We start from the raw sequence: 23,550 nt of genomic DNA on the forward strand, positions 1-23,550 counted from the left end.
TTAAATCCTCGCCATCACCCACGGGATCGCCACCGGTAATTGCGAAAGCAGATACAGCGCCAGACCGATAAATGCACCGACCAGCGTGCCGTTGATGCGGATAAACTGTAAATCCTTGCCGATATTGAGTTCAATTTGCCGCGACATATCACGCGGATCCCAGCCTTTCACCGTATCGCTGATATGGCGGGTCAGGAACTCTGCGAATTCCGGCGCGACTTTTTCCGCGATAGTTTCCATCTGCTGGTTAAGCGAGATACGCAGTTTTTCATCCTGCGCCAGCGCATTGCCCAGCCATTGCCCGGACTCGGTCACTTTGGCGAAAACCCGCGAATCTTCACTTTCCAGATCCTCTTTCAGCCAGTTGCGCATATCGCCCCACAGTTGCAGGACATAAGCGTTGAGCTTCTCGTCATCTTTCAGGTACTGCTTGATGTCTTCGGCTTTCTGCGCGGTCGCCGGGTCGTTTTGCAGCTTCCAGATAAAGTTCTGCACCGAGCGGTCAAAGCCTTTGCGGAAGGCGTGGGTTTTGTCGTTGCCCATATCGTCGAGGACGGAATTCACTGCATTGGAAACCAGATCCGCGCCGTTGCGTCCCAGCCAGCCGGTGGGCAGCAATTTGGCCGTCAGCGGATGTTCTCGCTTCATCCAGCCGACAATCTGCGCGGAAATAAACTGTCGCGTGCTGTCTTTCGCCAGCAAGATTTCCAGCTGATCCATGGCCTGATCCAGCAGTTCCTGATGACGTCCGTTTTTGGTCAGGCTTTCCAGCAGCGTGGCTATTGAGGCCGATAAATCGATTTTGTCGATCACGCGGTACAGCGCGCGACGGATGAGCTGGGCAATACGCTGATCGTCAGTGACATCCAGAAATCCACGGATCATCTTCACGGCATATTTCGCAAACCGCTGCGCATTATCCGGCGCATTCAGCCAGTCTGTCAGCATGCGAGCCGGATCGTGCTGGCGGATAAGTGTGATAAGCGTCGCGGGCGCGAGGAATTTCTCCTGCACGAAGACCGCCAGATTGTCGGCAATTTTGTCTTTGTTTTTAGGAATGATCGCCGTATGCGAGGCCACGAACGGCACCGGCACGCGGCGGAAAAGCGCCACGACGGCGAACCAGTCGGCCATCGCGCCGACCATCGCGGCTTCGGAAATGGCTTTCAGTCCGGAAACCCAGAAGTTGGGTGACAGGAAAAGGGTGATGACAAACAGGGCGGCGGCAATCAGCAGCAGCCCGAGCGCGTTACGTTTACTTCGGCGAAGTTCTTGTTCTTTATCCATTACCTCAGTTTAGGAAGCGCGCGGCGGCCTGTCAGCTTTTTTCTTGCGACAGCGCCACCGGCGGTGCTGTGCGTCGTCACCAGCTGGCGGAAGGCGGCCAGTGCCGGAGTTTCGCCGTCCTGCCGCCAGGCCATGTAGATTTCGGCAAATGCATCGGGGTGACTGAGCGGGCGGAATTCAACATCAGGAAACCCCAGCTGGCGGGCGCTTTCGGGCACGATCGCCAGCCCGATACCGGCGCGTACCAGCCCGAGAATGGTGTGGGTCTGGCTGCAATGTTGTACGTAGTGCGGCACGACGTTGGCCTGCGCAAACAGTCCGGCCACACAGTCGTAAAAGTATTTCCCTTCGGTGGCGGAATACATGATGAAAGGTTGCCCGGCAAAGTCGCGCAGACGGAGTCGCGGTCTGGCTGTCAGCGGCGACGAAACGGGCAATGCCACACATAACGGTTCCCGCAGCACGCACTGGTAGGCCAGCGGAAATAACGCCACCGGCTGGCGGACAAAGCCGATATCCAGCGTGCGCGCCGCCAGCGCCTGCAATTGCGCAGACGACACCATTTCTTTGAGCACCAGCGTGATTTCGGGTAACTCCTGCGCCGCCAGGGCGATAATCTGCGGGATTTGCCAGTAACCGCTGACCGCCGTGAACCCGACCATCAGTCGCCCGATCTCGCCTTTCTCGACGCGTTTTACGGTTTCCTGCGCCTGGCCGGTGAATTCGAGGATCAGTTTTGCATCGCGCAAAAACGTCTTTCCTGAGGCGGTCAGGCTGACATGCCGGTTGGTTCTTTCCAGCAAACAGGCACCCAGCGCATGCTCAAGTAACTGAATCTGCCGGCTCAGCGGAGGCTGCGTCATAAACAATCTTTTCGCCGCGCGGCCAAAATGTAATTCCTCTGCGACCGCCACAAAACAGCGCAACTGGTTTAATTCAATCATTCAATTTTTGACTTGTTCCATTGTCTTTTTAACTTAGACCGTATCGTCAAATGTTTCTACTCTGTTAATTAATTTGGATTTTTTAGATCTGAATGGCGTGACCGAAACCGCAGAAACTGTGCATCCGGTCACAAAAAGCAGGGAATGCAATCATAAGTCTGGAGAGAAAACATGACGTCCCCTACAGATGTGTCAGATAACGCCAAATCGCTGGTCCACGAATCGGCAGCAGAAGCGGCGAAACCGGGTCACTTCCGTTACGTGGTGCTCGGAATGATTTTTGCCATCACGGTGATTAATTACGCCGACCGCGCCACGCTGTCGATAGCCGGAACCGAAGTGTCACGGGTGCTGAGCCTCGATCCGGTCATGCTCGGCATGGTTTTCTCAGCCTTTGCCTGGGCGTACATGATCGGCCAAATCCCCGGCGGCTGGCTGCTGGATAAATTCGGAGCACGACGGGTATACGGTTGTAGCCTGATCCTGTGGTCAGTTTTCACGATGTTGCAGGGCACCGTCGGCTGGTTCGGCGTGAGCGGTATTTCGGCGGCCATTATGCTGTTTTTCCTGCGTTTTATGCTCGGACTGGTGGAGTCTCCGGCATTCCCCGCCAATGCGCGGATTGTCGCCTGCTGGTTCCCGACCAACGAACGCGGCACGGCAACGTCACTGTTTAACTCCGCGCAGTACATGGCGATTGGTGTTTTCACGCCGATTATGGCGTGGCTGACTCACGCGCTCGGCTGGGAACATGTTTTCCTGTGGATGGGCGCGGTCGGGCTGTTCGCCGGGATTTTATGGTTCGCATTCTATAAAGAGCCGCACAGCAGTCCGCATATTAAACCTGCCGAACTGGAACATATCCGTGCCAACGGCGCGCTGGTCGATCTCGAACTAAACCGCCGCGCCTCGCGCCAGAAATTTACCTTCCGCGAAGTGATGCAACTGTTCCAGAGCCGCACACTGTGGGGCATTTACATCGGTCAGTACTGCATTACCTCAATGAGTTACTTCTTCATGACCTGGTTCCCGATTTATCTGATCAAGGGGCGAGGGATGACGGTCATGCAGGCGGGCTGGGTGGTCGCGTTACCGGCGATTTGCGGATTTACCGGCGGGGTCCTCGGTGGCGTGATGTCGGATTACATGATCCGTCGCGGGGTCAGTCCGTCGAAAGCGCGCAAAACGCCGTTTGTTCTGGGCATGTTTTTCGCCGCCATGCTGGCGATGGCGAACTTTGTTTCCACCGATGCGGCGGTAGTTGCGCTGATGACGCTGGCGTTCTTCGGCAAGGGCCTGTCCGCGATTGGCTGGGCGGTGATGTCCGATACCGCGCCGGAGAAAATGATCGGCCTGAGTGGCGGGGTGTTTAACTGTCTGGGCAACGTCGCGGGGATTATCACGCCGGTGGTCATCGGCTATATCGTCGCGGCGACCGGTTCCTTTAACCTGGCGCTGTGGTTTGTCGGTGCGCACGGTTTACTCGGCATGTTCGGTTATCTGGTGGTAGCCGGGAAGTTTGAGCGCATGGTCATAAGACCGGATAACAGGGAAAATGAGAATTGTTCTTGATATGACAAGAGGTGTCATTAAACTGCGTGCAGCATCATTTTCCTGCATTCAGAACGAGAAAAATTCATGGAGTTGTTACGCGTCGTTTTTAAGCAATACCGTTGGCCGTTTTTAGGTGTGATGGCGCTGAGTTTGCTCAGCGCCGTTCTGGGCATAGGTCTGATCGCGTTTATCAATCTGAAACTGATTGAAACCACGCAGGCTTCCTTAATCGTTTTGCCGGAATTTCTCGGCCTGTTACTGCTGCTGATGGCCGTGACATTAGGCTCTCAGCTGGCCCTGACCGTGCTCGGACACCACTTCATTTACCGCCTGCGCGGACAATTCATCAAACGTATTTTAGATACCGATATCGAGCGCATCGAGCAGATCGGTAACGCGCAACTGCTTGCCAGTCTGGGCAGCGACATCCGCAATATCACGCTGGCGTTCGTGCGCCTGCCGGAACTGGTGCAGGGAATTATCCTGACCATCGGTTGCGCCGGATATCTGGCGTGGCTGTCGCCGGAAATGCTGCTGGTGACGGTTATCTGGCTGGTGATCACTATCTTTGGCGGCTTTAAGTTAGTGTCACATGTTTACCGCCATCTGGCGAAAGTGCGCGACGCGGAAGACAAGCTGCAAACCGATTATCAGAAAGTGATCGAAGGACGCAAAGAGCTGGCGCTGAACCGCGAGCGGGCGCGTCATTTGTTTGACGAGGTTTACCGTAAAGATGCCGAAGAATACCGCCACCATATTATCCGCGCCGATACCTTCCACCTGAGTGCCGTGAACTGGTCGAATATCATGATGCTGGGTGCTATCGGCCTGGTGTTCTTTATGGCCAACGGCATGGGGTGGTCCAATACTGAAGTGGCGGCGACGTATTCCCTGACGCTGCTGTTCCTGCGCACACCGATGTTGCAGGCGGTCGGTGCGCTGCCGACGCTGCTCAGCGCCCAGGTGGCGTTTGGCAAACTGAAATCGCTGAAACTGGCCGAATACAACGAAGCGTTTACGCCTGCTGTGGCGGCAAAAGCCTGGCAGACGCTGGAGTTACGCGATCTGGTGTTCAGCTATGAAGGCAAAGCAGAGGGCGCGGGTTTTGGCGTCGGCCCGCTGAACCTGACCATCACCCGTGGCGAACTGGTCTTCCTGATTGGCGGCAACGGCAGCGGAAAATCCACGATGGCCATGTTACTGACCGGTTTATATCAGCCGCGTTCCGGGCAGATCCTGCTCGACGGCGTGCCGGTCACCGCAGAAAATGCCGAACAGTATCGCCAGATTTTCTCGGCAGTGTTTACCGATTTCCACCTGTTTGGTCAGCTGATCGGCCCACTGGGCGGGCAACCGGATCCGCAGGTTGTGGAAGACTGGTTGCAACGTCTGAAAATGAAAGAAAAACTCCAGTTCAGCGGCAACGAAGTCACCAACCTGCAATTGTCCCAGGGGCAGCGCAAGCGCGTGGCGCTGCTGCTGGCGGCGGCGGAAGGGCGTGATTTCCTGTTGCTCGACGAATGGGCCGCCGATCAGGATCCGCAATTTCGCCGGACGTTCTATCGTGAGCTGTTGCCACAATTGCGTGATATGGGGAAAACCGTGCTGGCAATCAGTCACGATGATCACTATTTTGAACACGCTGACCGCCTGCTGGAAATGCGGACGGGCAAACTGACAGAACTGCACGGGCAGGCGCGTATTGATGCCAGCCGTGATGCGGTCGCACAAATTGGACGTCATTAATTTTTTCTGAAGGCAACGGATAATGAACTGGACAGAAGTGATGGTGTGGGGCATCAGTGGCGTGGTTGTGGGCTCGCTGCTTGGGGCATTACACAAAAAAGGCAAAATCGGGCGTATCCCGGCCGTAATTTTGTTCCTGGTGCTGATAGTCGGCGGCAATATTTTATGGGGCGGGGTAATCAAACCGCGTATTGCCGGAGCAGACGAAGAGCAGAAAATTGATCAGGCGCTGGAAGCCCTGCCACTGTATAACACCATCAAAATGCAGGAACCGGCGCTGTACACGCAGATCCGCAGCAATATTCTGAACATGAAGAAAGAGGGCAAGACGCAGCAGGAAGCGATCGACACCGTGAAACCGATGGTGTCCGTATTGCTTTCGCAGCGTATCACCCACGCGCCGGACGCCAATGTGAACGAGGCGATGCAGGTCAATCTGGAAGAGATGCAGACGTTGCAGGCGCGCAAAGACGGCAGCTGCTTTAAATTCCTTTACCCGCAGGTTAGCGGTGGCATTAACACCGCACAGGTTCTGCCTGCGGAACTGTTCCAGAAAGATCTCAATACCATGAACGATCTCCTGCTGGCGACCGGCAACGGGCAGACCGCCCAACCTGAGGCCGTCAGCACCGAAAAAGTGGTGCAGATGATGGCACCAGTGCGCGAGGCGCTGGCGAATATGTATGGCGAGCAATTGCAGATGTTCAGTGATCTGACCAAACCGGATGTCGATCGGGAAAAAGTCTGTGAAATTTCCATCAGCCTGTATTCAGGAATTCTGGCGCTTCAGCCAGCGGATTCCGCGGCGATCCTGCGCCAGATGCTGGGCAAAAAAGACTGATCTGAACACGGGCAGCCTCTTCTGCGGGCTGTCCGCTTTCATACAGTTAAACAAACAGACAATCCCTACTATTCTTCTTAATAAGAAAGAGTATTCTTCTCCCGCTTTTCTAAAACAATAACTTTTCGAGCTCCCGGAACCATCCTTCTATGCAAAAAATGTTAAGAGTGCCGTTGTTGCTGGCATTGTTGTCATGTGTATTTCTGACGCCGGTACTGAGTTACGCGGACGATAGCACCGGTCAGCCCGCGGCTGAACAACCGGTTAAAGTGAATGCCAGCACGGCTTTACCGGCGTTACAAAAACGTCTGGATTCGCTAAAACAGCAGGTTTCTGCGGCTAAATCCGACAAGAAATTTACCGGTCTGAGCGATGAGGCCATCAAACTGGCCGATGACGCCGACAAGCTGACCGTGGCGCTGGAACCGCAGCTGACGCAGGTTCAGGCACAGCTTGACGTGCTGGGACCGGCACCTGCGCCGGGCACCCTGACGGAAACTCCGCAGGTTATCAGCCAGCGTAGCAAGCTCAATAACAGCAAAACCCTGCTGACCACCCAAATTGAGCAGACCAAAGCCATTGGTGTGGGCGCACGTAACCTTTCCTCGCAGATTTTAGGCTTACGCCGTGACGCGCTGAAAACCCAGATTGCGCTCAATACCGGCAGTATTCTTGGCGGGAATTTCTGGGCACCGCTTATTACTCCAAATGATAATGATGCGGCGCGTTTCGATGATTTTGGTTCCCAGGTTAAAGATGCCTGGAACCAGGCCTGGGATGTCGACTGGCGTATTGGTACCGCAATTTACCTGCTGCTGGCGCTGGTGATTGGTCTGGCGGGGCGATATCTGCTGGATAAACCGATGAACTGGATCCTGCCTCGCTGGCTGCCGCAGGGGCGTTTCCGGCGTAGTTTCCTGGCCTGTTTCACCACGCTAAGCACCACGTTAACCCTTGGGATCAGCGTTCAGCTGCTGGGCTATATTTTCACCCGCCTGCCGGATACGTCGCCGTGGGTGATTGAGTTTGCCGGACAACTGGTCGAGCTGACTTATTTCTCGGCGGTGATTGCCGGTCTGGGCATTGCGCTGCTGTCGAACAATCATCCGTCCTGGCGTCTGCCGGGGATTGCGGATCCGCTGGCTAAAACGCTGGCGTCGTTCCCGATCTTGCTGGCGGGCTTTATCTTCCTGTTTGGTATCATCGAACAGCTGAATAATCTGGTCGGTGCCAGCGTTGCCGCTACGTTATTTGGTAACGGACTCGCGGCGTTACTGGTGGCGCTCAACTGCCTGATTGCGCCGGTTCGCGTGAACCGGATGCGTCGTAAAATGAAAGCCGATGGTGAGCAGACCGAAGCGCGTTCCACGCTGGCAGGGCTTATCCATCTGGTGATCAGCCTGACGGCGTTTGTCATTTTGATGGCGCTGCTGATCGGTTACATTCCGCTGGCGCGATTCGTGACCTTCGAACTGCTGTGGATTGGTCTGGTGGTCTGCTGCCTGTATCTGCTGATCCACTTTGTGGTTGATCTGTGTGAAAGCGTGTTTTCCCCGACCACGCACAGCGGCAAAATCCTTAAAGGCACGCTGAGCGTTAATGACCGCCATCTGTCTCTGGCCGCGACATTATTCTCGGCAATTGGCAAAACCGCGCTGCTGCTGATGGCTGCCGTCGCGCTGCTAAACGGTACGTTCGGGACGACAACGCCGCTGGAATTGCTGGCGAAAATCGTGGATATCTGGGGCGGAAAGGGCCTGGAAAGCATGAACATCATTCCGGCGCACGCGGTTAACGCGGTGCTGTGTCTGGTGGTTGGCTGGTATATTCTGCGCTCCGCGCGCCGCTGGCTGGACAATGATTTCCTGCCAAAAACCATGATGGACCGCGGTATGAGAGCCTCGCTGGTGACGCTGTTCACCAATGTGGGCTACGTGCTGATCATTCTGCTGACGCTGTCGTCGCTGGGGATTGAGTGGAACAAACTGGCGTGGATCGTCAGTGCGTTGTCGGTCGGTATCGGTTTTGGTTTGCAGGAGATTGTGAAGAACTTTATCTCCGGTCTTATCCTGTTGACTGAGCGCCCTGTGAAAGTGGGCGACTTGATCAGTATCAGCGGTGTAGAAGGGGACATACGTCGTATAAATGTCCGCGCTACAGAAATTCAGCTGAGCGATAAATCCACCGTGATTGTGCCGAACTCCCAGCTGATTTCGCAGAACGTGCGTAACGCCACCATGGGTAACGCGCAGGGCGTGGCGACTATCGCGCTGACTTTCCCGCTGGATATCGATCCGGAACAGGTGAAGACATTGCTGCTGGAAGCCTACAATCTGCATGAAGCCATTTTGGAAAATCCACCGGCGTCGGTGAGTTTCAAAGAGCTGGGGCCGACAGGGATTGTGCTGAGCGTGACGGGCTACGTAAACAGCCCGCGCATGGTCAGCGGCACGCGCAGTGATTTGCTGTATGAAATCCTCAAAATGCTGCGCGCAGCGGGGATCAGTCTGAGCCAGACGCAGACGATGATTTTGGAAAAACCGGTGGAGAGGGTTGTTCCGGTGGAGGAGTAAAGATAAAAACATTCTGCCGTTGAATTTAAGATCATGCGGGCGTTTCAGAAAGCTTGCTGAATGAGAGGTTGCAGACCTGAGGATGCAATCCCGAATGAAGGCACCGCGAAGCGGCAAGATTTCCAGCCTGTCGCAGAGGTACCTGAAACATGGCCAGCGAGCGGAGCGCGCAGTGAAAAAGCGAGGAGGAATCCAAAGGAGGAAAAGCACTTTCCTCCTTTGGGCGGTTTCGGCGCAGTGCGTCAGGTGAGCACTGCACATGAAAAACCGAAATTTTCTCGATCAGCTTTCAGTGCAACTGAGACACCGAAATTTTCTCGACCAAACCTGCACTGCAAGTGCTAATTCCGCCTCCTGTGCACCAGCAAATACACCACCGGGATCACCACCATCGACAGCAACGGGGCGCTCACCATGCCGCCGATCATCGGTGCGGCAATGCGTTGCATCACTTCTGAACCGGTTCCCCCGCCCCACATTATCGGCAGTAAACCCGCCATAATGGTGGCGACGGTCATGGCTTTTGGCCGCACGCGCAGCACAGCACCGTGATGAATGGCGTCGCACAGTTCTGCTTCAGTCATTTCATCACCGGCGGTTTGCTGGCGCTGCACTGCCTGATTCAGATACAGCACCATGATCACGCCGAACTCGGCGGCGACACCCGCGAGGGCGATGAATCCGACGGCGGCAGCGACCGATAAATTGAAGTTCAGCAGATACAACAGCCAGACGCCGCCGGTCAGGGCGAACGGCAGCGTCGCCATGATAAGCAGGGCATCCCCAACGCTGCTGAACGTGACGTACAACAGCACGAAGATGATCAGCAGCGTCACCGGCAGTACGATTTTCAGTTTCGCCGTGGCACGTTCCAGATACTCGAATTGCCCTGACCAGCTTACCGTGACGCCTTCCGGTAATTTCACCTGCTGATTCACCGCCTGCTGCATATCTTCGACGGCAGATTTCAAATCGCGGCCGCGTAAATCCACATAGATCCAGTCTGACAAACGGGCGTTTTCACTTTTCAGCATCGGCGGGCCATCGGTGACGTTAACCGAAGCCAGCGCAGACAGCGGCACCTGCGCGCCGGAAGCGGTCAGCACCGGTAAATCACGCAGCGCCTGAACGTTGTCGCGCAGCTCACGTGGATAACGCAGATTTATCGGATATCGCTCACGGCCTTCCAGTGTCTCGCCGATATTTTCTCCGCCAACCAGCGTCGAGACCAGGGATTGCAGTTCGGCAACCGTGACACCGTAACGCGCCGCTTCGCGACGGTTGATATCAATATCGACATAGCGGCCACCCTCCAGCCTTTCTGCCAGCGCAGATGTGACGCCAGGTACCTGCTTCACGATATGCTCAATCTGCTGCGCGACGGCTTCTATTTGCGCGATGTTATTGCCGTTCACCTTGATGCCGACCGGACTTTTGATACCGGTCGCCAGCATGTCGAGGCGGTTACGGATAGGCGGCACCCAGACGTTGGCGATGCCGGGTAATTTCACCGCGTTATCCAGCTCGGTCACCAGTGTGTCCGGCGTCATGCCCGGCCGCCACTGGTCACGGGGTTTAAAGCGGATAGTGGTTTCGATCATGGTCAGCGGCGCAGGGTCAGTGGCGCTGTCGGCGCGTCCGGCTTTACCCAATACGCTGGCGACTTCCGGCACGGTTTTGATCAATCGGTCGGTTTGCTGCAACAACCGCGCGGCTTCACGGGCGGAAATGCCCGGCAGCGTCGACGGCATATACAGCAGATCGCCCTCATCGAGCGGTGGCATGAATTCACTGCCAAGTTTGGCCAGCGGATACAGCGACACCAGCAGAAACAGGCCGCTGCACAATAGCGTGGTTTTCGGGTGTTTCAGCACCGCCGTAAGCACCGGCTGATAGACGGCAATCAGCCAGCGGTTGATCGGGCTGGCGTTTTCATCGGGGATTTTTCCGCGAATAAAATAGCCCATCAGCACCGGTACCAGCGTAATCCCCAGCCCGGCAGACACCGCCATCGCGTAGGTTTTAGTGAATGCCAGCGGGGAGAACATCCGGCCTTCCTGTGCCTCGAGTGAAAAGACCGGAATAAACGACAGGGTGATGATCAGCAAACTGCAAAACAGCGCTGGCCCGACTTCCGTGGCCGCTCGCTCAGACACTTTCCAGTAATCGGCAGACGTCGGCTGCTGACCGGGATGATCGTGCCGCCATTGCTCCAGCACCTTATGCATATTCTCGATCATCACAATCGCTGCATCGACCATCGCCCCGATGGCAATCGCGATACCGCCGAGGGACATAATATTGGCGCTGACCCCCTGATAATGCATGACGATAAACGCGCCGAGAATGCCGAGCGGTAATGTGATAATCGCCACCAGCGCCGAGCGGAAGTGGAACAGGAACAGTGCGCAGACCACCGCCACGACCACGAATTCTTCCAGCAGTTTGTGCGACAGCGTTTCGACGGCATGTTCAATCAGCGGCTGTCGGTCATACACCGGTACGATTTCAACGCCCGCAGGCAGCGTGCGGGCCAGGGCGTTCAGTCGTACTTTCACCGCTTTCAGGGTTTCCAGCGCGTTTTTGCCCGACCGCATAACAATCACGCCGCCCGCCACTTCGCCTTCCCCGTTGAGTTCTGCCACGCCGCGCCGCAGTTCCGGCCCGGTACGCACGGTGGCGACATCCGAAAGCAGAACCGGAATGCCGCTGTTCACCGTCACCACGACATTGTTGAAATCCTCCAGACTTTTGAGATAGCCGGAAGTGCGCACCATGTATTCGGCTTCGCCCATTTCCAGAAGCGAACCGCTGCTTTCCTGATTGGCATTTTGTAATGCGCTGACTAACTGCTGATGCGTTACGCCACGTGCGCGCATCCGCTGCGGATCCGCCACCACCTGATACTGGCGCACCATGCCGCCGACGCTGGCAACTTCAGACACATTCGGCACGGTTTTCAGGTCATAACGCAGCGTCCAGTCCTGTAAGGCGCGCAGCTGTTCGAGACTGTGTTTGCCGGTTTTGTCGATCAGCGCATATTCATAAATCCAGCCGACGCCGGTGGCATCCGGCCCCAGCGAGGCTTTGGCACCGGCAGGCAGCGAGGATTGCACCTGACTGAGATATTCCAGCACGCGCGAGCGCGCCCAGTAAGGATCGGTACCATCATCGAACAGCACATAAACATAGGCATCGCCGAACATCGAAAAGCCGCGCACGGTTTTCGCGCCGGGCACCGACAGCAGTGTGGTGGTCAGCGGATACGTAACCTGATCTTCGATGATTTGCGGCGCTTTGCCCGGATAACTCACGCGCACGATCACCTGTACGTCAGAGAGATCCGGCAGCGCGTCTAGCGGGGCTTTCTGCAATGACCAGATGCCCCAGCCCGCCATCATCAGCGCAGCAAGCAACACCAGCAGCCGGTTTTTCAGCGACCAGCGGATCACGGCGGCAATCATAAATCACCTCCGTGCTGATGCGCGTCCGGTTGCGTTGCGGGGACAGGCAGCGCGCTGCGCAGGCTGGCTTCGGAATCAATGAGGAACTGACCAGAAGTGACAACAGACTGACCTTCCTCGAGGCCGGAAAGCACCTGTGTCCAGCCATCACGCGTTGCGCCGGTGGTGACAGCCCTTGGCGTAAAATGGCCGTTGCCGTCGTCAAGCAACACGGTATTGCGGCTGCCGGTCTGGATCAGCGCTTCCTGCGGTATTGCCAAAACAGCCGTCTGCATGCTGTTGTCCGGTGACAAATTCAGGTACATGCCGGGGCGCAGTTTTTCCTGCGGATTATCCATCACCACGCGGGCTTTCAGCGTGCGGCTGACGGCATCGACATCCGGCAGCAATTCACTGACCATGCCGTGGAATGTTTCACCCGGCTGGCTGTCGGCGCTGGCGGTGACCTTGCTGCCCGTCTGAATCTCACTGGCGGCGGAAGGCGGATAATCCATCACGATCCACACCTGTTTCAGGCTGGTCAGTTCGAACAACGGCTGAGTGGCGCTGACCTGCGCGCCTTCGCGCACGAAAAGCTGGCTGAGATAACCGTCTTGTGGCGCGGAAACGGTAATACGGGTTTGCGGCTGACCGGTTTTATCGACGCTGCGCAGAATGTCTTCCGGCATAAATTGCAAGGCCAGCCGCTGGCGGGCGGCGGCTGTCAGATTGCGGTCACCCAGCTGACGCACCGCCAGATATTCCTGCTGTGCGGCAGTCCAGTCGGGTATCCAAAGTGTCGCCAGTTTCTGACCTTTTTTCACCGGCTGCTGGCTGGCGGCGACATACAGTTTTTCGACTAAACCGTTCGCCCGCGCTGCAACGGTACGCAGGCTGCGCTCATCGGCGCTGACCGTGCCATAAACATTGAGCGGGGCGGTTAACATGCGACGCTGCACCTTTTCACTGCGCATGCCGAGATTTTGCTGCTGGCGGGCGCTGACCGTGACTCCGCCGTCATCCGCCACTTCATCGGCATAACGCGGCATCAGATCCATATCCATAAACGGTGATTTACCCGGTTTATCGAAACGCTGATCCGGTGTCATCGGATCATACCAGTACAGCACTTTGCGTTCGGCGGGCGTGACAGAAGCCTGTGCCGGTGCGGGCTGGCTGTGGCGGCCAGCGACATATCCGGCAGCCAGTGCGGCCAGGATGGCGACAGCCAGCAGGCTGTAAGTTTTCGTACCCGTCATTATTGATTCTCCTGTGGCGCAAGATAGCGCAGGGCAACCCAGTAACGGGCCGCCTCAAGTTCGGCATTACGTTCGGCAAGCTGGCTGTCCAGCAGGGTGCGGCGCGCTTCGAGGACTTCATTCAGGCTGCTTTTTCCGGCGCGGTACTGCGCCTGAATCACGCTGATACGCTGGCGCTGCAACGGGATAACGTCATTTTTTTGCCGCTGCCAGAGCGTGCTGGCGGACTGGTATTGCGCCAGCAAACTGGTCAGCTGCGCCTGATGGTCACGCACCAGCTGCGCCAGCCGGTCGTTGCTTTCCATCGCCATCGACTGATCGGCGGCGTGATCTTTATCCTGACGCGACGCGGTAAACAGCGGCAGATCGACGGTAAACATCACACCCGCCAGATCCTCATAACTGTCGGCACGGTGGGCGTAATACACTTCAACGCCGACATCCGGCAGTGCGGCAATCGCCGATTGCGAGGATTTTGCTTGCGCGACTTCCGCCTCTCGCCGCGCCTGAATAATTTCAGGATGCTGCTCCACGCTGCCTGTCTGCGAAGCCTGAGGCGGCAGGGAGATGACATCAGGGATCGCCCCGTTGATCTGCGGCTGGTCAATACCGGTCAGCTGGCTTAAACGGGTACGCGCCAGCTGAACATCACGTTCCGCCTGCGTGAGTTTGTCCTGCATGCTGATAAGCGTCAGCCGGGCATCCAGTACGGAAGCTGGCAGCGAACTTCCGCTGCTGACACCGCCGCGTGAAACGCCAATCTGGCGAGAGCTCTCATCCACCAGTTTTTGTATCTGGCTGACGTTTTGCTCACCGATGGCCAGTTCCATCCAGGCCAGCGCAGCGTCGCGCTGTAAACGCGCCCGGATACTCTGGCTGGTGGCGGCGACCTGACGGGATTCAGCACGGAACGTGTCGGCTTTACGCTCGCGTTTATCGCTGCTGACGTAATCCTGCATGATGCCGATACGTTCCATCGTCATACCCTCACGGGTAAAACGGTCGGTATTGCCGCCGCTGACCGGCAGGTTTTCGATACCAAATTTCAGCTTCGGATCCGGCAGCTGCATTGCTGAATCGGCACGGTTATCCAGCGCGTTAATCTGATGACGGCTGGCAGAAAGTTCGGCTGAATAATCCTGTGCGGCGACCAGCGCCTGCGGCAAAGTGACGGGTGTGGCAAAGGCGCTGACCGGCACAAAAGCCAGCAGCCATTGCCACGTCACCCTCGGGTGACGCGGTAAATTAAACATGATGGAACTCCCGGTCAGCGTTTCAGCGGTGTCAGAGTCTGCAACTGATAAGCGGTTTCAGTTTTGACAAAGCTAAAGGCGACCGGTGTACCGGCGGGCAGGGAATGGGGGGCGATGTCCGGCGGAAGACGGAAATTCATGGTCATCGCCGGCCATTTCAGCGCAGGAATGGCGTGATGTGAAATACTCACGCGATCAGATTGCCACTGAGTGATCACGCCTTCGGACTCATACGTTTGGGCATTTTGCTGCATTGCCACAGGGGCGTTTTCCATCGGCATAGAATCTGCGAAGGAATAAACGGGAATAAAGAAAAGACTCACCAAAATTAAATTGAAAATAGCACGCATGGGAATAACTCCAATACTGTCATCAGATAAAAGCAGCCATTGTTTTTACATATAAATGGCAAATACATTTCATTGAATATTGAGCGCAGAAAACACTCAGGCAGCAGGGGCTATTCTCTGTATCGGCAGAACTGAACTTCGGCGGGAGGCGCAATGACCGGAGGTGCGACCCAGTCAGCGGTGGTGACGGCAGTACTGGCATCGACGGTGATCACCGCCAAAGCCGGGACAACAGGCAGGGCAACAACCGGCGCAGAACCGCTGTCGGACTGGGTTCTTTCCGGTACGCAATGCTTCTCACACAATACCGACTGGCTTTGCATATGCTCAGGGGAATCAGGCATTTGCATGGTGATGTTATGCGACATCGCGGTGTTTTCCACCGGCGGGCGCATATTGCACTGATGGCTGGCGAGCGCCAGCTGAGAATTCAGAATCAGCCAGCACAACGCGAACAGCAACGCACTGACCCGCTTGCCAGGCAAGCGCAGTGAATGCATAAACTGTGAAATCGCGAAACGTACTGACATGATGAATATTATTTCCGTAAGGAAGAGGTGAACGAGTATATAAGGAAATAATGTGAAGAGGAAAGAAAGAAACAGAATCAGTGACAACTAATTTGTCAGGAAATTTAAAGAATGCGAATAACCGCGGTTCTGTTATTCGCATGTTAATTAAGCTGCGGCTTCAGGTGATAATTAACTTAAAGCCAGCCGGACTTTTTGAGTTTCCAGTAAAGCCATGCGCAACCGGCGACGGTCACACCGAGCGTTACCGGATACCCCCACCAGTCATTGAGTTCAGGCATGTTTTTAAAGTTCATGCCGTACAGGCTGAAAATCACCGTGGGGATCGCCAGAATTGCCCCCCAGCCCGCCAGCCGTTGAACCACTTCATTCTGATGCACCGACACCAGCGCCAGATTGACGTGCATGGCGTTGGACAGCATTTCGCGCATGTCGTCGGTGGTGCGGATCACCTGATTAGCGTGATCCTGAACGTCGCGGATATAGGCGCGCAGGCTTTTGGGAACCAGTTCTTCAAAGTGATGACTGAGCTGATTACAGATATCTTCCATCGGCACAGCGGCGTTGCGCAGCGATAGCAAGTCACGTCGCAGGTTATAAACCTGCTGAACCGCCTGTTGATTGAACGTGTTCTGGAACATCATTTTTTCGATGGCATCAAACTGCTCTGTGTACTGATGCAGAATTTCCAGATAGTTATCAACGATGGAATCCAGCACGCAATACAGTGCGTAGCCTGGCCCTTTGCTCATCATTTCGGGGCGTTCTTCGGCGTGTTTGCGGATTTCTTTATAGCTCGACGACGCGCCGTGGCGGATGGTAATCAGGAAGTTTTTGCCCAGAAACAGATGTGTTTCGCCGTATTCGATCGTTTCATTCACTTTCTGCGCGGTGTGGGTAACGATAAACAACGACTCGCCGTACTGCTCTATTTTTGGCCGCTGATGGGCGGTTAGCGCATCTTCAATTGCCAGATCATGCAGACCAAATTCGTCCTGAATGCTGCGCATGTAGGCATCTTCAGGTTGCCATAATCCCAGCCAGACAAACGTATCCGGCTCTTTCAGCACTTCGCTGATGTCTTCGACCGTGACATCCTGCAAACGCTTACCGTTACGGTAAGCCACGCTGTTGATCACTGAATCACAGCTGGGCTTTTTATCTTCGTTAGAAATGGAGTTCATTGTTTTACCCGATTGTTATTCAGACGGAAATCCTGCCCGCAGGCAGGATGATTTCAGTGTCTGAACAGAATAGCGCAGTCTGATAGAAAAGCGCTGACCGGGAATCTTAAAAGAGTGTTTCAGCCATCGGTAGAACGACTCACTTCTTCCCACGCATCAATATCGGCGTGCATTTGTTGCAGTTTTTCCCTGACGAATTTCACCGCATCGCTGCCCAGCAGCAGAGAAGCGGGGGGTTCAGCTGAGTTCACCAGTTGCAAAATAGCCTGAGCGGCTTTCTGTGGATCACCCGGCTGATGGCCGCTACGTTTCTCCCGTGTTTCACGAACTGGCCCGAAACTTACGTCGTAATCGCTGATACTGCGCGGTGAACGCACCATTGAGCGGCCTGCCCAGTCAGTTCTGAATGACCCCGGCTGGATGGCGGTTACAGCAATATTGAACGGTTTCAGCTCTTTGGTCAGTGTTTCCGAAATCCCCTGTAAGGCGAATTTACTGCCGCAGTAATAGCTGATGCCGGGCAGGGTGATAAATCCGCCCATCGAGGTCACGTTGAGAATATGCCCCGCGCGGCGCTGGCGAAAATAGGGCAGGAAGGCTTTGATGACCGCCACCGCCCCGAAGACATTGACGTCAAACTGATGCAGCGCTTCGCTGAGCGGCGATTCCTCCATAATCCCTTCATGCCCGTAACCGGCGTTATTGACCAGGACGTCGACGGCTCCGATTTCCTGCTCCACAGACGCAGCCAGCGAGGCGACAGCATCGAAATCGGTGACATCCAGCACGCGGCCAAAACTGCGGCCCGGCACCAGCGCATCGAAATCTGCGCAGCTTTGCAGATTACGCAACGTGCCGACCACACGATGTCCGGCTTTAAGAGCCTCTTGCGCCAGTGCGCGGCCAAATCCGCTGCTGACGCCGGTGATAAAGAATAATTTTGTCTGGCTCATCCAAATTCCTCAGTAAAAAGCGGACTTGCAGAATAGGGCGGACAGTCTCAAAAACGTAGCCCGGATCCTCTGTGATGTTTGCCTGTTCCTATGAGGCGTCTGGACGCAACCGGTTCCCGGTGCGACACTGAATTCACTTTCCGCTACGTATTTTCAGGTTCATATGACGTTTCCGGCTTTGACAGTCACTGAGCAAATGATCGCGCTTTTGGACCAGCTGACACCCGATGAAGGCTACAACCTCACGGCGCTGGCGGATGTGCGTTTTTTACGATCTGATCGTCCCCTTTTGCGTACACCGGTTTTGTACGAGCCGGGCATTGTGATTGTGGTGCAGGGCAGCAAGCGCGGTTTTTTGGGTCATGATGTCTATTTGTATGACGCGCAGCACTATCTGATGGTCTCGGTGCCGGTGCCGTTCACCATGGAAACGCAGGCCAGCGCCGCCGAACCGATGCTGGCGATTTACCTGCGGCTGGATTTCAGTCTGGCGGCGGAACTGATGTTGCAGCTTGATGCGTACTCACCGCCGCAGGTGAAATCGCCGAAAAGTATGGTGTCGAGTCTGATGGATGACGCGATGCGCGCCTCGGTATTGCGATTTTTGCAGGTGATGGCGTCGCCGCTGGATGCCGCAATCCTCGGCAGGGCGATGATGCGGGAAATTTACTACCGCGTGCTGACCGGCGCACAGGGTGCGACATTGCGCAGTGCGCTGACCATGCAGGGGCAGTTTGGCAAAGTGGTGAAAGCGTTACGGAAATTACACGCGGAATACGATTCGCATCTGGATGTGAATGCGCTGGCGAAAGAAGCGGGAATGAGTCTGCCCACGTTTCACAGTCACTTTAAAACTGTCACGGATACGTCGCCGATGCAGTATCTCAAGTCTACCCGTTTGCATCAGGCCAGATTGCTGATGCTGCGAAATAATCTGACCGCGTCGGCAGCCAGTGCACAGGTAGGATACGAAAGTGTGTCACAGTTCAGCCGCGAATTTAAACGCTTATTCGGGCTGACGCCGGTCAGCGAAGTGGCGCGGATGAGGCAGAACTTTTCATTGCCTGCCCCGTCCACGCCGTCAGATTTTATCTCATCACACTAAGCCTGTCGTAGAAACACCGCGTTACGGTGTCACGCCGGAAGTGGTTTGTACTTTCACGTCCGGTGTGGCAGCCGGGCCGAACACGGTATAAGTCGGCAAATCAACGTTCTGATATGGCTCCCAGCCGCCGCCCAGCGCTTTATACAGGGAGACCAGATCGGTGCTGGTTTTCACTTTCGCCTCTGCGGATTGCTGATGCGCCTGCGCCAGCTGACGTTGGGCGTCGAGCACGTTGATGAACGTCGAAAGCCCCTGACGGTAACTGTCGCTCGCCAGATCAAACGCGGTCTGCAACGCTTCGGTGGTCTGGTCTAAACCTTTCACCTGATCCTGATCGGTGCGGTAACTCACCAGCGCATTATCGACATCCTGCAACGCCGTCAGTACGGTCTGGCGGTAATTCAGCGCCGCATTCGCCTGTTGCGCACGGGAAAGATGCACGCTCGAAACCAGACGTCCGCCCTGGAAAATTGGCAGGGAAATCTGCGGGCCAAATGAGTAGAAATGGCTGCTCCAGTTATCGAGATAACTTACGTCAGTATTGCGCATGCCGAACTGACCGGTAAGAGAAATGCTCGGGAAGAGCTGTGCGACGGAAACCCCGATATTGGCGGTCGCCGCATGTAAATCGGCTTCGGCTTTGCGTACGTCCGGACGACGACGCGCCAGCTGGGAGGGCACACCGACCGGCACGGCAGCGGGCAGGGCTGGCATCGGTTTAGGCGCGGAAAGTTCGGCATCCAGCGAGCCCGGCGTCTGACCGAGTAAAACCGCCAGACCGTTCATCGCCTGACGCTCCTGTGCCTGATATTGCGGCAGCTGAGCGCGCAGGGAGCCTAACTGCGCACGGGCGTTTTCGACATCTAATTGTGGCGACAGCCCGTTTTGCTGACGGTTTTGAGTCAGATCCAGCGTTTGCTGCGCCACGTCGATTTGCGTCTCAATGGCGTCCGTCACGCTTTGTGCGCCACGCAGTTGCAGGTAGGTGCGGGCGACTTCGGCTTGAAGCGATACCAGCGCATCGTTGCGTTGTTCGACAGAAGACTGGGTCTGCGCATTCGCGGCTTCAACCTGACGGCGCGTGCCGCCAAATAAATCCAGTTCCCAGCTGGCGTCGAAACTTCCCTGATACAGATTCACCGGTCGGGTGGCGGTATCAATGGCACCGGACGCTTCCGGGCTCAGATCGTTGAGTTGTTGCGATGCCCCGCTGGAATCGAGAATACCTTTCAGGCCGAGCTGCTGACGCGTCATTTTCGCGCTGCCCTGCACCGAAGGCAGCCAGGCGCCTTCGGCCTGTTTCACCTGTTCGCGCGCTCCGGCGATACGTAAAACGGCCTGTTGCAGTGAAATATTCCCGGCAATGGCGCGGGTGATCAGGCTGTCGAGCTGCGGGTCGTTAAATGCTTTCCACCATAACGGATTCGGCTCCGAAGGCAGGGCAATGGAAGCGCCGTCTTTATCCTTCGGTTGCGTCATATCGTTATAAGCAGCGGGCGTCACCGGCTTGGGTTTCTGATAATCCGGGCCGACGGAGCATGCTGCTAATACCAGCGTTAATGTCGAGAGTGTCAGGAAACGGGTGCCTGTATGCAAAACCCCCTCCCGGCCTTCCCCTTCGCAGGGGGAAGAACAGGACGGCATCACGGATGGCTGAATTCTCAGAGTAGAGCTTTTCTTGTTCAACTTAATGTGCTCCGGCATTACCTTCGCTCTTAACTGGCGAAAGCAGGAAACAAAACGGGATCAAAATAACGGCGACGATGGCGCAATAACCGAACACGTCGATGTAAGCCAGAATGCGCGATTGCGATATCATTTCCTGATACATACGCACGGTCGCCAGCTGCATCGGGTCGCCGACGATATGGGCGAAATCACGAATAGCCTCAGCGCTTTTACTGACCGCCTGATTAAACTGTTCGTTAAGCGGTGACATGTTATGCGCCATATGGGCGCTGTGCGCCTGCGTTCGCTCAGTGACACTGGCAGTGGCCAGCGAAATACCAATCGACCCTGCGACGTTACGGAACATGGTAAATAGCGCTGCGGCGTCCGCATTCATTTTTTGCGGGATCGTGATGAACGCGATAGTGGTCAGCGGCACGAACAGGAAACCAAGGCCTATCGACTGCGCACTGCGGTACATCACCAGCGTGGTGAAATCGACGTTTGGCGTCAGCGTCGCCGAATAGATAAACGAGGCTGCCAGCAGGAAGAAGCCGAACGCAATGATGTAGCGCGTCTGCACGATGGGCATCAGTTTAAGCACCAGCGGGATCGACAGCACAATCAGTATTGCCCCCGGCGACATCACCAGTCCGGATAGCGTGGCGGTATAACCCAGCTGCTGCTGCGCCAGTTGCGGGATCACCACCGAACTGCCGTACAAAATCATCGCCATACCGGCCATCAGTAAACCGGCCACGGCGAAGTTTTTATCCTTCATACAGCGCAAGTCGACCACCGGTTTTTTGGCGTACAGCAGCCAGTAAATCGCCCCGACGATACCCGTTGCGGCCAGCACGGCAAAAGTGACGATAAAGCCGGAATTAAACCAGTCGTCATCTTCGCCACGGTCCATCATTACCTGTAAGCAACCTAAGCCCAGCGCAATCAGCCCGATACCGATGTAATCGATACTGAGTTTGCCTTTGGCCTTACGCTCCCACGGTGGATCTTCCAGCAGCTGATAAATCGCCAGCAGGGCGATAATGCCCACAGGAATGTTGATGAGGAACACCCAGCGCCAGCTGAAGTTATCGGTGATGTAACCTCCGAGCGTCGGGCCGACAACCGGCGCGACAATGATGGCAATCGATGACAGACCAAACGCCTTGCCGCGATCTTCCGGTTTAAAGTAATCGAGCAGCACCGATTGCTGGATCGGCTGCAAACCGCCGCCGAAAAAGCCCTGCAATATGCGGAACAGGATCATCTGCCATAGTTCAGTGGCGACGCCGCACAGGAAAGAGCAGACGGTGAACATACCGATACAAATCAGGAAGTAAGTCTTACGACCCATCACACGGCTGAGAAACGCTGAAATCGGCAGCACGATGCCGTTCGCCACCAGATACGACGTCAGGACCCAGGTGGATTCGTCGTAGCTGGAAGACAATGAACCGGCGACGTGCGGCAGCGCCACGTTAACGATGGTGGTGTCCAGGATTTCCATGAACACCGCGATGGTTACGACGGCGGCAACTGCCCACGGATTGGCCTTGGGTTTCCAGTAGCTGCGATCTTCATTCATTCGACGGTCACCGTCGGTTCAACAGACAGGCCCAGCGGCAGGTGGTGATTTTCATCCAGACCGCTGTCGATGACGATTTTCACCGGCACACGCTGAACGATTTTCACGTAGTTACCGGTGGCATTTTCAGCCGGGAAGGCCGAGAAACGCGAGCCGGTGCCCTGCTGAATACTGTCCACATGCCCCTGAAGTTTGATGTCCGGGAAGGCATCGACGGTAATGGTGACTTTATTGCCCGGACGCATACGTTCGAGCTGGGATTCCTTGTAGTTCGCGGCGATCCAGATATCTTTCGATACCACGGAGAACAGCGACGTACCGGCCTGTACCAGCGTGCCGAGCTGCACATTACGCTTGGTCACGTAGCCGTCGAACGGCGCGCGAACCTGCGCATAGGAAAGGTTCAGCGTGGCGGTTTCCAGCTGGGCTTTTGCCTGCTCAACCTGTTGCTGACGCGCTTCAACGTTGGTTTCGGCCTGGCGGATATTCAGCTGCACCTGCGCGGCGACCTGTACCTGTGCCTTGGCGTTTTCCAGATCCGCTGCGGCAGAACGTACCTGTGCATTGGACGTATCAATATTTTGTTGCGTGGTCGCACGTGGATCCACACCGCGCTGCCGGCGGAAATCAGCGGTGGCATTCAGTAAGTTGGCTTCGGCACGGGTTTGCTGGGCTTTTGCCTGTGCCAGCTGCGCCGGATATTGCACTTTCGCCAGATCATACTGAGCCTGAGACTGATGTAATTGCGCGACGGCCAGACCGAGCTGAGCCTGTGCCTGATCGCGTTGCGCGGTCGCGTCACGCGGGTCAATTTCGACCAGCAGATCGCCTTTTTTGACGAACTGGTTATCTTTCACGGCAAGGTGAGTGACATAACCGGCGATTTTCGGCGCGATTGTTACGGCATCGCCTTCGGTAAAGGCGTCATCGGTGCTGATATCGTTTTTCGTCATCAGCCACCAGACCAGTGCAACAATCAGCATCACAATCACGACAATCCCGAGAATAATCAGCGGCTTCTTGCCAGGGCCTTTGCGCTTTTCATCATTATCCTGATTGTCGCTATCGGCTTGATTCTGGCCTTTAGCATTTTCTTTGTGACCTTCTCCTGATTTTACCTGGCTGGAATCGAGTTCTGAGTGTGCGTCTTCAGACGCGGAGGGCTGGTTATTTTTTTCGCTTGTCATAATGCTCTTCTGATTATTGGTGCGCGCGCGCCTGAACAAAGAAATCTTGTTTTAAGCTAGATTGTATTGATGTAAATGCAAGTAA

The 23,550-nt window shown here is 55.7% G+C and carries 17 protein-coding genes; 5 read left to right on the plus strand and 12 right to left on the minus strand.

Annotated features, from left to right (window positions below; all coding sequences use genetic code 11):
- Both D5398_RS19730 and D5398_RS19735 read right to left on the minus strand, forming a co-directional pair.
- Positions 1 to 1,287, minus strand: a complete 1,287-nt coding sequence (locus D5398_RS19730) for a DUF445 domain-containing protein (protein WP_120509147.1) — start codon at positions 1,285 to 1,287, stop codon at positions 1 to 3.
- Complete coding sequence (locus D5398_RS19735; protein ID WP_120509148.1) at positions 1,287 to 2,231, minus strand: LysR substrate-binding domain-containing protein; 945 nt, start codon at positions 2,229 to 2,231, stop codon at positions 1,287 to 1,289. The genes D5398_RS19730 and D5398_RS19735 overlap by 1 nt, the downstream gene beginning before the upstream one ends.
- 171 nt (positions 2,232 to 2,402) lie before the next feature.
- Between D5398_RS19735 and D5398_RS19740 the strand changes: the two genes are divergently transcribed.
- The 4 genes from D5398_RS19740 to D5398_RS19755 all read left to right on the plus strand — a co-directional run bounded on the left by D5398_RS19740 (position 2,403) and on the right by D5398_RS19755 (position 8,945).
- On the plus strand, positions 2,403 to 3,803 hold the full coding sequence (locus D5398_RS19740; protein WP_120509149.1) for an MFS transporter: 1,401 nt from the start codon (positions 2,403 to 2,405) through the stop codon (positions 3,801 to 3,803).
- A gap of 66 nt (positions 3,804 to 3,869) precedes the next feature.
- A complete protein-coding gene (locus D5398_RS19745; RefSeq protein WP_120509150.1) occupies positions 3,870 to 5,531 on the plus strand; it encodes a multidrug ABC transporter permease/ATP-binding protein in 1,662 nt (553 codons plus the stop codon).
- 22 nt (positions 5,532 to 5,553) lie between these two features.
- Positions 5,554 to 6,372 (plus strand): hypothetical protein, encoded by an 819-nt coding sequence (locus D5398_RS19750; protein ID WP_120509151.1) that lies wholly within the window; start codon positions 5,554 to 5,556, stop codon positions 6,370 to 6,372.
- Between the two features lie 149 nt (positions 6,373 to 6,521).
- Positions 6,522 to 8,945, plus strand: coding sequence for a DUF3772 domain-containing protein (locus D5398_RS19755; RefSeq protein WP_120509152.1), 2,424 nt, complete (start codon positions 6,522 to 6,524; stop codon positions 8,943 to 8,945).
- A 341-nt stretch (positions 8,946 to 9,286) separates the two neighbouring features.
- On the opposite strand, the gene D5398_RS19760 is transcribed toward D5398_RS19755, so the two are convergent.
- From D5398_RS19760 to D5398_RS19790, 7 genes are all read right to left on the minus strand, one after another.
- Entirely contained in the window at positions 9,287 to 12,409 is a 3,123-nt protein-coding gene (locus D5398_RS19760) for an efflux RND transporter permease subunit (RefSeq protein ID WP_120509153.1), read from the minus strand.
- A complete protein-coding gene (locus D5398_RS19765; RefSeq protein ID WP_120509154.1) occupies positions 12,406 to 13,647 on the minus strand; it encodes an efflux RND transporter periplasmic adaptor subunit in 1,242 nt (413 codons plus the stop codon). The genes D5398_RS19760 and D5398_RS19765 overlap by 4 nt, the downstream gene beginning before the upstream one ends.
- A complete protein-coding gene (locus D5398_RS19770) occupies positions 13,647 to 14,900 on the minus strand; it encodes a TolC family protein (protein WP_120509155.1) in 1,254 nt (417 codons plus the stop codon). Before D5398_RS19770 ends, D5398_RS19765 begins: the two co-directional genes overlap by 1 nt.
- A 14-nt stretch (positions 14,901 to 14,914) precedes the next feature.
- Positions 14,915 to 15,175 (minus strand): copper-binding protein, encoded by a 261-nt coding sequence (locus D5398_RS19775; protein ID WP_244216805.1) that lies wholly within the window; start codon positions 15,173 to 15,175, stop codon positions 14,915 to 14,917.
- Positions 15,176 to 15,360: 185 nt separating this feature from the next.
- On the minus strand, positions 15,361 to 15,780 hold the full coding sequence (locus D5398_RS19780; RefSeq protein WP_120509157.1) for a hypothetical protein: 420 nt from the start codon (positions 15,778 to 15,780) through the stop codon (positions 15,361 to 15,363).
- A gap of 176 nt (positions 15,781 to 15,956) precedes the next feature.
- Positions 15,957 to 16,964, minus strand: a complete 1,008-nt coding sequence (gene corA / locus D5398_RS19785; RefSeq protein ID WP_120509158.1) for a magnesium/cobalt transporter CorA — start codon at positions 16,962 to 16,964, stop codon at positions 15,957 to 15,959.
- Between the two features lie 119 nt (positions 16,965 to 17,083).
- The gene (locus D5398_RS19790) at positions 17,084 to 17,917 is read right to left on the minus strand and encodes an oxidoreductase (protein WP_120509159.1); all 834 of its coding nucleotides are present in this window, start codon (positions 17,915 to 17,917) and stop codon (positions 17,084 to 17,086) included.
- A gap of 163 nt (positions 17,918 to 18,080) precedes the next feature.
- On the opposite strand from D5398_RS19790, the gene D5398_RS19795 reads away from it, so the two are divergent.
- Positions 18,081 to 19,022, plus strand: a complete 942-nt coding sequence (locus tag D5398_RS19795) for an AraC family transcriptional regulator (RefSeq protein ID WP_120509160.1) — start codon at positions 18,081 to 18,083, stop codon at positions 19,020 to 19,022.
- Between the two features lie 21 nt (positions 19,023 to 19,043).
- Here D5398_RS19795 and D5398_RS19800 read toward each other — a convergent pair whose 3' ends face one another.
- From D5398_RS19800 to D5398_RS19810, 3 genes are read right to left on the minus strand one after another with little or no spacing between them, the layout of a single operon-like run.
- Positions 19,044 to 20,726: an efflux transporter outer membrane subunit gene (locus D5398_RS19800; protein WP_120509161.1), complete on the minus strand. Its 1,683-nt coding sequence runs from the start codon at positions 20,724 to 20,726 to the stop codon at positions 19,044 to 19,046.
- Positions 20,710 to 22,278, minus strand: a complete 1,569-nt coding sequence (locus D5398_RS19805; protein WP_120509162.1) for a DHA2 family efflux MFS transporter permease subunit — start codon at positions 22,276 to 22,278, stop codon at positions 20,710 to 20,712. Before D5398_RS19805 ends, D5398_RS19800 begins: the two co-directional genes overlap by 17 nt.
- The gene (locus D5398_RS19810; RefSeq protein ID WP_120509163.1) at positions 22,275 to 23,465 is read right to left on the minus strand and encodes an HlyD family secretion protein; all 1,191 of its coding nucleotides are present in this window, start codon (positions 23,463 to 23,465) and stop codon (positions 22,275 to 22,277) included. Before D5398_RS19810 ends, D5398_RS19805 begins: the two co-directional genes overlap by 4 nt.
- Positions 23,466 to 23,550: the final 85 nt, after the last annotated feature.

This window comes from Rahnella bruchi, assembly GCF_003614975.1.
GTDB classification, from domain to species: Bacteria; Pseudomonadota; Gammaproteobacteria; order Enterobacterales; family Enterobacteriaceae; genus Rahnella; species Rahnella bruchi.

Coding starts and splice junctions, on each gene's coding strand:
- D5398_RS19730 (WP_120509147.1), bottom strand. CDS start 1,287: ATGGATAAAGAACAAGAACTTCGCCGAAGTAAACGTAACGCGCTCGGG.
- D5398_RS19735 (WP_120509148.1), bottom strand. CDS start 2,231: ATGATTGAATTAAACCAGTTGCGCTGTTTTGTGGCGGTCGCAGAGGAA.
- D5398_RS19740 (WP_120509149.1), top strand. CDS start 2,403: ATGACGTCCCCTACAGATGTGTCAGATAACGCCAAATCGCTGGTCCAC.
- D5398_RS19745 (WP_120509150.1), top strand. CDS start 3,870: ATGGAGTTGTTACGCGTCGTTTTTAAGCAATACCGTTGGCCGTTTTTA.
- D5398_RS19750 (WP_120509151.1), top strand. CDS start 5,554: ATGAACTGGACAGAAGTGATGGTGTGGGGCATCAGTGGCGTGGTTGTG.
- D5398_RS19755 (WP_120509152.1), top strand. CDS start 6,522: ATGCAAAAAATGTTAAGAGTGCCGTTGTTGCTGGCATTGTTGTCATGT.
- D5398_RS19760 (WP_120509153.1), bottom strand. CDS start 12,409: ATGATTGCCGCCGTGATCCGCTGGTCGCTGAAAAACCGGCTGCTGGTG.
- D5398_RS19765 (WP_120509154.1), bottom strand. CDS start 13,647: ATGACGGGTACGAAAACTTACAGCCTGCTGGCTGTCGCCATCCTGGCC.
- D5398_RS19770 (WP_120509155.1), bottom strand. CDS start 14,900: ATGTTTAATTTACCGCGTCACCCGAGGGTGACGTGGCAATGGCTGCTG.
- D5398_RS19775 (WP_244216805.1), bottom strand. CDS start 15,175: ATGGAAAACGCCCCTGTGGCAATGCAGCAAAATGCCCAAACGTATGAG.
- D5398_RS19780 (WP_120509157.1), bottom strand. CDS start 15,780: ATGTCAGTACGTTTCGCGATTTCACAGTTTATGCATTCACTGCGCTTG.
- corA (WP_120509158.1), bottom strand. CDS start 16,964: ATGAACTCCATTTCTAACGAAGATAAAAAGCCCAGCTGTGATTCAGTG.
- D5398_RS19790 (WP_120509159.1), bottom strand. CDS start 17,917: ATGAGCCAGACAAAATTATTCTTTATCACCGGCGTCAGCAGCGGATTT.
- D5398_RS19795 (WP_120509160.1), top strand. CDS start 18,081: ATGACGTTTCCGGCTTTGACAGTCACTGAGCAAATGATCGCGCTTTTG.
- D5398_RS19800 (WP_120509161.1), bottom strand. CDS start 20,726: ATGCCGGAGCACATTAAGTTGAACAAGAAAAGCTCTACTCTGAGAATT.
- D5398_RS19805 (WP_120509162.1), bottom strand. CDS start 22,278: ATGAATGAAGATCGCAGCTACTGGAAACCCAAGGCCAATCCGTGGGCA.
- D5398_RS19810 (WP_120509163.1), bottom strand. CDS start 23,465: ATGACAAGCGAAAAAAATAACCAGCCCTCCGCGTCTGAAGACGCACAC.